The sequence below is a fragment of the Micromonospora aridisoli genome (assembly GCF_056150025.1).
The window spans coordinates 246,114-258,861 of record NZ_JAXCFK010000004.1; the positions used below are offsets into that span (position 1 = coordinate 246,114).

A 12,748-nucleotide genomic window follows, 5' to 3' on the forward strand; every position below is an offset into this window, starting at 1 on the left:
CCACGAGGGGCCCGCGAGCCGGTCGGCTCAGGCCCGCTTCTCCCGGGTGGCCCGGTCCAGCGCTCGGTCCAGGACGACCAGCAGGGCGTCCCGCACCGAGAGCCGGTCCCGGGCGTCGAACTGCACCAGAGGTACATGTTCGCCGATCGCCAGGGCCCACCGGATCGCACCGAGGTCGTGCGCCAGCCGCCCGTCGAAGGCGTTCACCCCGACCACGAACGGCAGTCCCGCCCGCTCGAAGAAGTCGATCGCCGGGTAGCAGTCGTCGAGCCGGGCGCTGTCCACCACCACCAGCGCGCCGAGCGCACCCCGGGCCAGGTCGTCCCACATGAACCCGAATCGGGCCTGACCCGGTGTGCCGAACAGGTAGAGCTTCAGGCTGCGATCGATGGTGACACAACCAAAATCCATCGCAACCGTGGTGGTGGTCTTGCCGGAGCGCTGACCGGGGTCGTCGACCCCGATCCCGGCGGTGGTCATCTCCGCCTCGGTGGTCAGCGGAGCGATCTCCGAGATCGAGCCCACGGTGGTGGTCTTGCCGACCCCGAAGCCGCCGGCCACCAGGATCTTCACCGGGATCGGCGGCGTCGTTCGAGGCGTACCGGTGGCCGCGGGCGCGGCGGCCGGCGGCCGGTACGGCGGCGGTGCCGCGGCGGAGTGGACCGGCGGCGGCGGTGGTGGCGCGGTCGCCCGGCCGACGGTCGGCGGGGTCGGCACGGGGCCGCCGTAGCGGGCCGCGGCGCTGTTGGCGGCGAGCGCGCCCGGCGGGGCGGCGGGCCAGTCAGGAGATTGCACGGAGTCCATCAATCACTCGCAGGATGACGTCGGGGTCGAGGGCGTCGTCGGCGTCGGTCACGTGTACGTCCAGATGGCCGGCGGCGCGCAGGTCGCCCACCAGCACCCGGGTCACGCCGAAGTGCAACCGGGTCTTGGCGGAGATCTCGGCTACCGAGATCGGCTCACCGCAGAGCGCCACGATCGCCTGGAGTTCCGGGGCCAGTCGGGTGGCCGCGACGTTCCACGGTTCGCTGGTCGGTCGGACGGTCACCTGGGTCTCCAGGCCGATCGTGGGGTCGGCGCCGGCCACCCGGCCGGCGGTCAGCACGAAGGGGCGAGGTCCGGTGGGCCCGGCCTCCTCGGGCTCCGGTCCGACCGCCGCCGGTGCGCCTGCCGGGCCGGCGGAGCCGGCCGGGGAGGACTCGCGCAGGTAGGGCCGGATGCGGATCACCGGCTCCTGTTCGGCACCGGCGGCGTCGGGATTCATTGCTGTACGGAGTTCTTGAGCTCGGCGATCAGGCGCGGGGTGAGCGCACCACCGGCCCGACCGGCGAAGAGCGTCATCTCGTAGGCGACGGTGCCCAGGTTCGCCGACCGGTCGGCGACCACCCCGAGCACCGAACCGCTGCTGATCGCGCTGATCAGGAGGTAACCCTCGGCCATGTCCACCACCACCCGGTTCAGGCCGCCCAGCGCGTACCAGCTGGCGGCCCCGCCGGCCAGGCTGGTCATGCCGGAGACGACCGCGGCGAGACGCTCCGCGTTGGACCTGTCCTTGATCGCGGACATGGCCATCAGCAGGCCGTCCGACGACACCGCGATCGCCTCCAGCACCCCGGCGGTTCCCGAGGTGAAGGAGTCCAGCAGCCAGTTGAAGGTGCGGGCCTCGGGGCTGAGGTCACCGGCCGGATGGCTCTGGTGGTCGAGGTTCTCGTGTACGTGCGGGCTGGTCACCGTGGCGTTCCTTCGTCGTCGCTGCGGTCGGTACGGACATCGCGCAGAGCCCGGGCGACGCCCGTCTCGAACGCGTTGATGCGATCGCGGACCTCGGCCGGGTCGCCCGGGTCCTGGGTGAGCGGTTGCTGCGGTAGCTGTGCGATCAGGTTTGCGCCCGGCACCCGACGGGACAGCTGCGACAGCCCCACGGGGGTCGGCGGCTCGACCGGCTGCGGTAGGGCGTCCTGGCTCTGCTCGGCCCGGCGTACCCCCGACTCGAACGCCTCGACGGCGGCGCGGGCGGCGAGTGGGTCGACGCCGGTGGCGTCCACCGGACCCACCTTCGGCGCATTTCGCGGCAGGCTCGCTCCCGGCACCCGTTGCCGGATGCCGGGCACCGGGGTCGGCGGGGCCGTGGACGCGGACGTGACCTGCGGCAGCGTCACCGTCGCCGGGTCGATCCCGGCCGGACTGGTCGGTTCCGCGCCGGCCGTCCCGGGGGCGTCCGGGCCGGTGGCGAAGGCGTCCCAGGACTCGGTCAACTCGATGCTCTCGGTGGCCCGGGTCAGCAGCGTCGGGTTGAACCCGGCCAGCGCCGCCGGTTCCGTCACCGGTCGGTCCGGGTCGACCGCCACCAGCGTGTCCCGGGTCGGTGAGACCGGCTCGGACTGGTGCCGGGTCGGCAGCGCGGCCACCGGCGCGGCCCGGCCCACCGGCGGAACCGGAAGGCCGGCCGGCTCGGGCGTACCGACGACCAACGACGTGCGCGGAATCTGGACGGTCGCGGTGACGCCGCCGCCGGGGGTGGCGGAGAGGCCGACCGCCCAGTGGTGCCGTCGGGCCAGCCGGCCCACCACGAACAGCCCCAGCACCTCGGTGGGGGCGAGGTCCAGCCGTTCCCGTCGGGTGAGGCGGGCGTTCTCGTCGGTCAGCCGCGCCTCGGTCATGCCGATGCCGTGGTCCACCACGGTCAGCTGCACGCCGTGCTCGGTGAGTTCGCCGCCGACCATGACCCGGGTGTGCGGCGGGGAGAAGACGGTGGCGTTCTCCATCAGTTCGGCGAGGGCCAGCACCAGGTCGCCGACGATCGCCGGTGCCGCCGCCACCTCGGTCGGCACCTGGACGTCCACCCGGGTGTAGTCCTCGATCTCACCGAGGGCGAGGCGGACCACGTCGGCCAACGGAACCGGTGCGACGTGCGCGACGTCGCCCACCGCGCCGGAGAGCACCACGAGGTTGCCCGCGCTGCGCCGCAGCCGGCTGGAGATGTGGTCCAGCCGGTACAGGTTCTCCAGCCGACCCGGATCGGTCTCCTGCTGCTCCAACCGGTCGATCAGGGCGATCTGACGACCGACCAGGTTCTGGGTACGCCGGCCGACGTGGCCGAACATCTGCGCGACGTTGCGGCGGCTCGCCGCCTGCCGTTCCACCAGCCTCGCGGCGGTGTTCTGCACCCGTTCGAAGGCGCGGGCCAGGTCGCCGACCTCGTCCCGGGCGCGGACGTCGACCGGATCGAGGCGGACGGGTTGGGCGTTGTCCGTCTCGTCGTCGGCCACCCGGACCAGTTCGGACTCGGCGACCCGGGCGACCCGGTCGGCGGAGCGGGTGAGCCGGGTCAGCGGCCCGGTCACGGTACGACCGATGGCCAGGGCGAGCAGCACCACACAGACCAGGATCACCGCGACCAGTCCGCTCACCCAGTACGCCCCGGACAGCGCCTCCTGCCGTTGCGCGCGTACCTCGGCGGTCACGTCGGCGACCAGCTTCTTCTCGACGAACTGTCCCAGCGTGATCAGCGAGGAGACGGTCGGGAAGAGGGCCTGGATGGGAATGTCCGCCACCGCGGTCACCGGGTCCCGAGCGCTCTGCTGGAGGAACTCGGGGCTGGTGCGGGCATCCACCGCGGTCTGCTCGATGTTCACCAACGCCTGCTGCTCCGGGGTGAGCAGGCCGAGCATTCTGTTGCTCTCCGCCTGGAGGGTGGCCATGTTGGCCACGAAGGCGGTGGCGAACTGCGGGTCCGGCGTGGCCGCGACCAGCACGATCAGGGCACCGCCGCCGCTGAGTCCCTCGCTCTTGCGCAGAATGCTGTCCAGGGCCAGGGTCTGCCGTCCGGCCGGAGTACGGGTGTCCACGTCGTGCGCCAGCCGCAACGAGTCGATCAGGGCGAGGTGGACCGGCCCGTACGCGCCGACCACCTGCGGCGGCACCGCCTGTCCGGCCAGCACGGCCGTGCGGACCTCGGCCAGTTTCTTGACGCCGTCTAGCGCTGCGCCCACCTCCGCGGGCAGGGCGTCGTCGAACTCGCCCCGCAGGTCGACGATCCGGTCGTCCACCTCCGCGATCTCCTGCACCAGCTCGGTGCGCTCGACCTGCCCGAGCAGGAGTCCGATGGCGAGCATGCGTTCCCGCTGCAGGTGCTGGAGCAGGGTGCCGACCCGGCTGGCCAGCTGAACGGTGCTGTCGATGTCGCCGGCGCGCTGGGCGACGCCGGCCCGTTCCAGGACCACCGGCAGGGTCAACCCCAGCATGCAGAGCAGGGGAATGGTCACCAGCAGGGTGAGCTTGCCCCGGATCCGGAGCCTACCGAGCAGCATCGAAGGGCCTCCACCGGTCCGCTTCGTGGAGCCGCCCGGCCGGTTGCAGCGCCGGTGGGTGTTCACCGACCGGACGCGGTACCGCCGATTCCCACCGGGAGCCGACCGGCGGCCCCGCCGTGACGTCGCTGGGAGGAGCGGCGATTGTGTCTCGTGGACGGGACACCCAGCCGCTCACCGCGAGGAGGATCAGCAGCAGGCCGGCGAGCCCGCCGGCGCCGAGGGTCAGCAGGCGGTCGCGGTCCAACCCGTCGAGGCGCTCCACCAGCAGCCGGTCGATCTCGTCGAGGAGGACCGGCTGGAGCTGCTTCGCGGCCTGTTGCGCCTCGTTGCGGGCCGCGATGAGCCGGGTCGTGTCGACCGTGCCCGCCCGGTCGACCGGCTGGGAGAACATCCCCAGCTTCTCGACGGCCCGTTGATAGGCGTCGAAGGGGGTGAGCACGGTCGCGCCCAGGTCGGCGCTCTCGGTGTTCTCCACCACCGCCCGCAGGTTGTTGGCCAGGTCGTTGGCGGGTTGCAGGGCGGCGCCGCGGAGGGTGGCGAGCTGGCTGAGCGACTGGAGCCGTTCGGCGGCGGGTCGGCGGTTCATCAGGACGGCCAGGTCGGTGAGCCGGCCTGCGGCCACCACCGCCTCCGGCATCTCCTCCCCGACGCCGTCCTGGAGGAAGTACGAGTCGGCCCCGGCGTCCCGGACCAGGCCGGAGGTCTCCCGGACCTTGCCGTGCAGGGCGAGCAGCAGGTCGGTGATCTCGCCGTACACGGTGAAGGCGGTCTCCGGGTCGCTCAGGGAGCGCTCGGGCAGCGCCTCCAGCTTCGCGCGGAGCCCGGCCCACCGTTCGCTGGTGCTCAACTCCCCACCGATGCGGGCGTCGACGGCCGCAGCCTGCTCGACCGCCTGGTCGAGGGTGTCCCGACGCAGCGACCGGCCGGCCACGGCGGCGCTCTGCGCGTCGACCAGCGCGTCGGTCACCGGCCCGAGAGCGCGAAGGTACTCGACGCCGAGTCGTTCCCGCGCGATGACGTCGCGGTCGGTGTCGATGAGCCGGTGGGCCTGTACGACGAGGAACGCCACCGGCAGCAGCAGCGCGGTGGCGAGTAGCAGCGGTAACAGCCGGCCCGGTTTCCGGGGCCGGCGACGGACCCGCGGAGCGGGAACGGTCATGGTTGTCTCCTCCGGCGTGGCGCAGGTTGTCCGACGGCGTCGACGAGCCGGTCCCGTGCGCCGGACCGGAAAACTAATCGAAGCCGGATGGTCTGGTATCCGTCTGCGAGCGTCAGCTTTGCGTCACTTCGAGCGATGTGACTTACGGCGATCAATTCGCTCACGTTCCGTGCCGTTCGGTGGGGAGATAGGCGTGCTTGAGTATGGATTCCGATGAAAGGCAGGAATTCACGTGATGCGAAGTCGTCCCAAAGTTTCGCCGACTGGACGGTGTGCGGATGACCTTCGAGGGATGACGATCGGCCTACCAGAACGGACGTACGGCGGATCTCAGCTAATACTCAGGTTTCGGGCCGTACCGTGTGCCCAATGAGATCGCCGCTGTCGGCCGCACGGCTCCGACGTGCCCTGCCCACCGGTCGCCGGGCCGTCGCCGCCACGGCGGCCGTCACCCTGCTGGCGGCGGCCGTGGTGTGGGCGGTCTGGCCGGATCGACCGGCCTTCCGCACCGAGTCCGCGATGCTCACCGTGCGGTCCGGGCCGGACGGGAACGAGCCGGTGGACCTGGACACCACGCTGTACCTTCCGCGTGACGCCGCCGTCGGCCGCGAGGTGCCGGCGGTGTTGCTCGCCCACGGCTTCGGTGGCACCAAGGAGTCGGTCCGTACCGACGCCGAGGACCTGGCCGACCGGGGGTACGCCGTCCTGACCTGGACCGCCCGCGGCTTCGGACGCAGCGGAGGTCAGATCCACCTGGACAGTCCCGATCACGAGGTGCGCGACGCCCAGCGGCTGCTGGACTGGCTCGCCGAGCGTCCGGAGATCCGTACCGACGCTCCGGGTGACCCCCGGGTGGGCGTCGTCGGTGGCTCCTACGGCGGAGCGCTGGCACTGCTGCTCGCCGCCCAGGATCAGCGGGTCGACGCCATCGTTCCCATGATCACCTGGAACGACCTGTCCCGCGCCTTCCTGCCGGAGAGCACCGGTGCCGAGCCGACCGGAGGCGTGTTCAAGTCCGGCTGGGCGGGCATCTTCTTCGGTGGTGGCGGAAACGTCGGCTCCGGCCCGGCCGGGATCTCCGGCAGCACCGCCGAGGCGCCCGAAGGGGCACCCGCCCCCGGCCCGCCGAGCCCGGCACCGGGACAGGGGCCGGGAACGGCACCGGGCGCACCGACCGGTGGCGGGGCCGCCGATCCCGCCTGCGGTCGTTTCGCGGCCGACGTCTGCATGGCCTACCTGCGCATCGCCGCCACCGGGCAGGCCGACCAGGCCGCCGTCGACCTGCTGCGGCGCTCCAGCCCGGCCGGGGTGCTGGACCGGATCACTGCGCCGACACTGCTGGTACAGGGCGCGGCGGACACCCTCTTCCCGCTCGCCGAGGCCGACGCCAACGCCCGCGGCATCGCCGCCAACGGCACCCCGGTCCGGGTCGCCTGGTTCACCGGCGGACACGACGGCGGCGCGGGCCCCCAGACCGACTCCGACCGGGTGAAGTTCCTGACCGCGCAGTGGCTCGACCACTACGTCGCGGGCGACGGTGACGAACCTGGCGACACCTTCACCTTCTCCCGGATCGCCGGCTTCGACGCAATGGACCGTGGACTGGTCGCCACCGGCTACCGGACGGCCGACTACCCCGGGCTGGACGGGGAGTCCCGGCGCGAGGTGACGCTGGCCGGGCCGGCGCAGCGGGTGGCGAACCCGCCGGCCGGGAATCCGGCCGCGATCTCGTCGGTGCCGTTCGCCGGCTCGTTGAGTTCGCTGCTCAGCGGAGTGGCCGGGGACATCCCCGGACAGCACGCCCGGTTCGAGTCCGAGCCGCTGGCCGAGGCGGTCGACATCGTCGGGTCGCCGACGGTGCGGATCCGCGCCGCGTCGGCCGTCGGCGAGGTGGTCCTCTTCGTCAAGCTCTACGTCGTCGACCAGGAGGGCGCGGCGACCCTCCCCAGTGGGCTGATCGCTCCGGTGCGGCTGACCGGCCTGCCGGCGACGATCGACGCCGCCCAGCCGGTCACCGTCACCCTGCCCGCGATCGTGCACCGGGTCGAGGCGGGGCACCGGCTCCGCCTGGTCGTGGCCACCTCCGACCAGGCGTACACCACCCCGGTCGCACCGAACGTGCACACCGTGGCACTCGGGGACGGGCCGCTGAGCCTGCCCGAGGTCGACAGCGACCCCATCCCGACCGAGGCGGTGCTCTGGCGCTGGGTCCTGGTGGGACTGCTCGCCGCGATCGTGGCCGGGCTCGTCGTGCTGGTGGCCGTGCTGCGGGTGCGGCACCGTCGCCAGGACACCTCCGTGCACCCGGAGTACGCGGACACCCCGTTGGCCGTGCGCCGGCTGCGCAAGGAGTACGCCGACGGCTTCGTCGCCGTCTCCGAGGTGGACTTCGAGGTGCACCCCGGTCAGGTGGTCGGCCTGCTCGGACCCAACGGCGCCGGCAAGACCACCACGCTACGGGTGCTGATGGGGCTGACGCAGCCGACCGCCGGGGAGATCTACGTCTTCGGGCACCGGCTGGTGCCCGGCTCACCCGTACTGTCGCGGATCGGCTCGCTGGTCGAGGGGCCCGGCTTCCTGCCGCACCTGTCCGGACTGGAAAACCTGAAGGCGTACTGGCGGGCGACCGGTCGGCCGGAGGCCGACGCTCAGTTCGACCAGGCGCTGGAGATCGCCGGCCTGGGCTCCTCGGTGCACCGACGGGTGCGCAAGTACAGCCACGGCATGAAGCAGCGGCTGGCCATCGCCCAGGCCATGCTCGGCCTGCCGGAGCTACTGGTGCTCGACGAACCGACGGACGGGCTGGATCCGCCGCAGATCGCCGAGATGCGCCGGGTGCTCCAGCGGTACGCCACCGACGGCAGGGCGGTGCTGGTCTCCAGTCACCTGCTCGCCGAGGTGGAGCAGACCTGCACCCACGCGGTGGTGGTCAACAAGGGCCGCATCGTGGCCTCCGGACCGGTCGAGGAGATCGTCGGCGACTCGCCCAGCGTGCTGTTCGAGGTGAGCGACCCGACGGCCGCCCGGGATGTGCTCGACGGCCTCGGTGGCGTACGGGTCCTGGACGATGTCGACGGTCAGCTGGTGGTCGACACCAACGGGACCGCCCGCAGCGAGGTGGTTGCCGAGCTGGTCCGGGCCGGGATCGGAGTGGACCGGGTGGTGCCGCGCCGCCGCCTGGAGGACGCCTTCCTCGCCCTGGTGGGCGAGAACTCTCGGGGAAGCGGGGACCGGTGATGGCGGGATCGACTGTCGAGCCGACGCGGGACACGACCGGCGTCGCCGCCTCGGGGGCGGCAGCCGGCTACCGACCCTCGCGGACGCTGCCGTTCAGCGCTGAGTTCCGCCGGCAGGCGTCGCGGCGGCGTACCCAGCTGGCCCTCGGTTTCATGGTGCTGCTGCCGCTGATCATCCTGATCGCGTTCCAGTTCGATCCCAACGACGACGACAACGGCGGGGGCGAGTTCGGCAGCCTGATCGATCTCGCCACCTCCGGCGGGCTCAACTTCACCCTGTTCACCATCTTCGTCTCGGCCTCGTTCCTGCTGGTCGTGGTGGTGGCGCTGTTCTGCGGTGACACGGTGGCCAGCGAGGCGAGCTGGGGGAGCCTGCGCTACCTGCTGGCGATTCCGGTGCCCCGGGCCCGGCTGCTCACGGTGAAGCTGCTGGTCGCGCTCGCGTACTCGGCGCTGGCGCTGGTGCTGCTGGCCGGCACCGCACTGACCATCGGCACCCTGCGCTACGGGTGGTCACCCCTGCGCAGCACGGTCGCCGCGCAATTGGATCCGGGCGAGGGACTGCTGCGGCTGCTCGGCGTGCTGGGCTACCTGGCGATCGTCCTGCTGGTCGTGGCCGGCCTGGCGTTCCTGCTCTCGGTGACCACCGACGCGGCGCTGGGCGCGGTGGGTGGCGCGGTGCTGCTGTGGATCCTCTCCAGCATCCTGGACCAGATCACGGCGCTCGGCACGATCCGCTCGTTCCTGCCGACCCACTACAGCACCGCGTGGCTTGGGCTGCTCTCCACACCCGTGCAGACCGACGACATCGTCCGGGGCACCATCTCGGCGATCTGCTACGCCACGGTGTTCTGGGGTCTGGCCTACTGGCGTTTCACCCGCAAGGACGTCACCAGCTGAAGCTCCGGCGCACGGTCACAGCAGGGGAACCGGTGTGGTGGGCGGCGGGCTCGGCCTACCGGGGGTCGGCGTGGCGGCACTCGGCTCGCGCTTCTTCCAGGCGCTGACCCCGAGCCGGTCGGTGTTGCCCAGGTCGATCCGCCCGTCCATGACCACCTGTTGCGCCGGTCGACCGGCCAACGGGGCGACCGCCAGGTGCTCGGCGTTGGTGGCGACGACGGTCGGGTCGTCGACCAGGTTGCGCCAGAGGAGGGCGGCCCCGGCCGCCTCACCGGGGGCCAGCAGCAGCGGCCGGGGCGGGTCGTCGAAGCCGGAGGTGATGCCCCGGGCGCCGTGGATCACCCGGACCCCGATGACGTTCCCCTCCGCGTCCCGCAGCTGCGGCGCCGGATACCCGCGCAGCGGATAGGGACGCTCGCCGCAGTTGACGAGTTCCAACCCCATCGCCCGCAGCCCCATCGCGGCGCTGACGCCGAGCTGGCTGATCCGCACCCCGGAGTCGGGGCAGCCGGACGTCGGATCGTCGCCGGTCGCGGGAGCGCCGTCGTTCGACGGGTTGCCGGACGCGCTGGGCGGCACTGAGCGATGCGGTACGCCCACGGCGTCGTCGGCCGGCGCACAGCCGCCGAGCAGTACGAGTGTCGCGGCAAGCGTGACCGGTGTCGCGGTTCGCCGCCGTACGCCGGAGGTCCGGCGGCGAACCCTGCTTTCTGGCATCGCGTCATCGTCGCACCGGCGGCCGCGGGCCGTGGTCCGGGTGGGGCGAGGTCCTGTCGTTTCGCCAGGTCGGGCTGGGTCGGCGGGGGCGGGTGGGTCACTTCCGGAAGTTGCAGCCGGTAGCATCGGTGTGGGAGCGTTCCCACGAAGAGGGATGGAATCGACACTCGTCAATTAATCTCGCATGCTGGTACCCACCACCCCATCCGCAAGGAGGTACCAATGCGTGCTGACCGGTTCGGCGGGCCGGCTCTGTCCCTGTTCCGCATGGTGATCGGACTGTTGTTCCTCATTCACGGTGCGTCGTCGCTGTTCGGCATCTTCGGCGGCAACCGTGGCACCGGCGAGGCGGTGCCGCTCGGCCAGTGGCCGGGCTGGTACGCCGCGTTGATCCAGCTGGTCTGCGGCGGCCTCGTGCTCCTGGGGCTGTTCACCCGTCCCGCGGCGCTGCTGGCGTCGGGCTCGATGGCCTACGCGTACTTCGTCGTCCACCAGCCCGAGGCGCTGCTGCCGCTGCGCAACCACGGCGAGCTGTCCGTGCTCTTCTGCTGGTCGTTCTTCCTGGTGGCGGTGCTCGGCCCGGGCACCTGGGCGCTGGACAACCTGTGGCGGCGCGGATCGACGACGGTCGCCCTGGAGCAGGCCGAACCGCGATCCGTGCCGGCCTGACGGCGGTGCTCAGCGGCGCCGGGGCACGCGACGGCGCCGCTGAGGATTCGCTCACAAGCTGGGATTGACCGGCGACGCCCGGCGCCGGATTGCCTAGACTCGCTGACACAACTGCATACCTCATCCAGAGGGGCTGAGGGATACGGCCCGACGACGCCCCGGCAACCACCCCGCGCGCTCACCGTTGAGCGTCCGGCGGGGCAGGTGCCAATTCCGTCCCCGCCGCAGGGCGCGATGCGGGGAAAGATGAGAGGACTTCGACATGACGTCGACGCTCGCCCCGTCCGGCATTGACACCACCACCAGCCCCGCCCGTGCCCTGGTCTGTCGTGCCTGTTCGGCCCGGTATCCGCTCGCCGCACAGCACGCCTGCTACGAGTGTTTCGGCCCGCTGGAGGTCGACTACGACCCGGCCGCGCTCGCCCGGGTCACCCGGGAGCAGATCGAAGCGGGCCCGCGCAATCTCTGGCGCTACGCCGCCCTGCTTCCCGCCGGCCAGGATCCGGCGAGCCGGGTGACGGTGGATCCCGGGTTCACCCCGCTGGTGGCGGCCGACCGGCTCGCCGCCGAGCTGGGCTTCACCGCTCCGCTGTGGGTCAAGGACGACAGCGCCAATCCCACCCACTCCTTCAAGGACCGGGTGGTGTCGGTGGCGCTGACCGCGGCCCGCGCGCTGGGCTTCTCCCGGTTCGCCTGCGCCTCGACCGGCAACCTGGCCAACTCCGTCGCCGCGCACGCCGCCCGGGTGGGCGCGCCGTCGGTGGTCTTCATCCCCAGCGACCTGGAGCAGGGCAAGGTCGTCACGACCGCCGTGTACGGCGGCGACCTGGTCGCCATCGACGGCTCGTACGACGACGTCAACCGGCTCTGCGGAGAACTCGTCGAGACCGACGAGTTCGAGGACACCGCCTTCGTCAACGTCAACGTGCGTCCGTACTACGCGGAGGGTTCCAAGACGCTCGGCTACGAGGTGGCCGAGCAGCTCGGCTGGCGGATCCCCGCCCAGGTGGTCATCCCGATGGCCTCGGGGGAGCTGCTCACCAAGATCGACAAGGCGTTCAGCGAGCTGGTCGAGGTCGGCCTGGTCGACGCGCCGGCCGACGGCTGGAAGGTCTTCGGCGCGCAGTCGACCGGCTGCAACCCGATCGCCATCGCCCTGCACGCCGAGAGCGACACCATCACCCCGGTCAAGCCGACCGGGATCGCCAAGTCGCTGAACATCGGCGACCCGGCGGCCGGGTTGTACGCCCTGGAGGCGGTCCGCCGCACCGGTGGCTGGATGGATCACGCCGACGACGACGAGATCCGGGCGGGCGTGCGGCTGCTGGCGCGGACGACCGGCGTCTTCGCGGAGACGGCCGGCGGGGTGACCGTGGCGGTGCTGCGCAAGCTGGTGGAGGCCGGTCGGCTCGACCCGACCGCTGAGACCGTGGTGTTCAACACCGGCGAGGGGCTCAAGACGCTCGACGCGGTCGCCGGTGAGGTGGGCCCCACCCACCGGATCAAGCCCTCGCTGCGCGCCGCCCGTGACGCCGGCCTGCTGAGCTGACGTACGTGCGGTTCCGTAAGCGGCTTTTCGCAGGGAGTGAGCGAAACACGCCGCCAGGGACTTGACGACCGCAAACGGACGGCGCAAGATGCTCCGTGCGGGAGGGCGTTTCGCCGTAGACTTTCAGTCTTTACGACCCAGCGCCGGAGGCGTTGTGCGACCGTCCCTCCCGACCAACGTCCGAACGGGCCAGCGAAAATTCGCT

Annotated in this window: 10 protein-coding genes and 1 riboswitch; of the genes, 4 read left to right on the plus strand and 6 right to left on the minus strand. The window is 71.9% G+C overall.

Going from position 1 to position 12,748, the window contains the following annotated elements; all coding sequences use genetic code 11:
• Positions 1 to 27: 27 nt before the first annotated feature.
• The 5 genes from SM447_RS10560 to SM447_RS10580 are packed head-to-tail and all read right to left on the minus strand — an operon-like array spanning position 28 to position 5,472.
• On the minus strand, positions 28 to 804 hold the full coding sequence (locus SM447_RS10560) for a GTP-binding protein (RefSeq protein WP_474572572.1): 777 nt from the start codon (positions 802 to 804) through the stop codon (positions 28 to 30).
• Entirely contained in the window at positions 782 to 1,264 is a 483-nt protein-coding gene (locus SM447_RS10565) for a DUF742 domain-containing protein (RefSeq protein ID WP_474572573.1), read from the minus strand. Before SM447_RS10565 ends, SM447_RS10560 begins: the two co-directional genes overlap by 23 nt.
• Positions 1,261 to 1,731 carry a roadblock/LC7 domain-containing protein gene (locus tag SM447_RS10570; protein WP_093403345.1) on the minus strand — a complete coding sequence of 157 codons (471 nt, stop codon included), beginning with the start codon at positions 1,729 to 1,731 and terminating at the stop codon, positions 1,261 to 1,263. The genes SM447_RS10565 and SM447_RS10570 overlap by 4 nt, the downstream gene beginning before the upstream one ends.
• Entirely contained in the window at positions 1,728 to 4,310 is a 2,583-nt protein-coding gene (locus tag SM447_RS10575) for a sensor histidine kinase (protein ID WP_474572574.1), read from the minus strand. Before SM447_RS10575 ends, SM447_RS10570 begins: the two co-directional genes overlap by 4 nt.
• Positions 4,297 to 5,472: a hypothetical protein gene (locus SM447_RS10580; RefSeq protein ID WP_474572575.1), complete on the minus strand. Its 1,176-nt coding sequence runs from the start codon at positions 5,470 to 5,472 to the stop codon at positions 4,297 to 4,299. Before SM447_RS10580 ends, SM447_RS10575 begins: the two co-directional genes overlap by 14 nt.
• Before the next feature lie 369 nt (positions 5,473 to 5,841).
• Here SM447_RS10580 and SM447_RS10585 point away from each other — a divergent pair, with 369 nt between their 5' ends.
• Both SM447_RS10585 and SM447_RS10590 read left to right on the plus strand, forming a co-directional pair.
• Positions 5,842 to 8,709 carry an alpha/beta fold hydrolase gene (locus tag SM447_RS10585; RefSeq protein WP_474572576.1) on the plus strand — a complete coding sequence of 956 codons (2,868 nt, stop codon included), beginning with the start codon at positions 5,842 to 5,844 and terminating at the stop codon, positions 8,707 to 8,709.
• A complete protein-coding gene (locus tag SM447_RS10590) occupies positions 8,709 to 9,608 on the plus strand; it encodes an ABC transporter permease (protein WP_474572577.1) in 900 nt (299 codons plus the stop codon). Before SM447_RS10585 ends, SM447_RS10590 begins: the two co-directional genes overlap by 1 nt.
• A gap of 15 nt (positions 9,609 to 9,623) precedes the next feature.
• Here SM447_RS10590 and SM447_RS10595 read toward each other — a convergent pair whose 3' ends face one another.
• Positions 9,624 to 10,325, minus strand: coding sequence for a DUF4232 domain-containing protein (locus SM447_RS10595; RefSeq protein ID WP_474572578.1), 702 nt, complete (start codon positions 10,323 to 10,325; stop codon positions 9,624 to 9,626).
• 222 nt (positions 10,326 to 10,547) lie between these two features.
• Here SM447_RS10595 and SM447_RS10600 point away from each other — a divergent pair, with 222 nt between their 5' ends.
• Together SM447_RS10600 and thrC are read left to right on the plus strand one after the other, a co-directional pair.
• Positions 10,548 to 10,994, plus strand: a complete 447-nt coding sequence (locus SM447_RS10600; protein ID WP_474572579.1) for a DoxX family protein — start codon at positions 10,548 to 10,550, stop codon at positions 10,992 to 10,994.
• Positions 10,995 to 11,111: 117 nt separating this feature from the next.
• Positions 11,112 to 11,247: riboswitch (SAM riboswitch) on the plus strand.
• 9 nt (positions 11,248 to 11,256) lie between these two features.
• Complete coding sequence (thrC, locus tag SM447_RS10605) at positions 11,257 to 12,543, plus strand: threonine synthase (RefSeq protein WP_474572580.1); 1,287 nt, start codon at positions 11,257 to 11,259, stop codon at positions 12,541 to 12,543.
• The last annotated feature ends 205 nt before the right edge of the window (positions 12,544 to 12,748 follow it).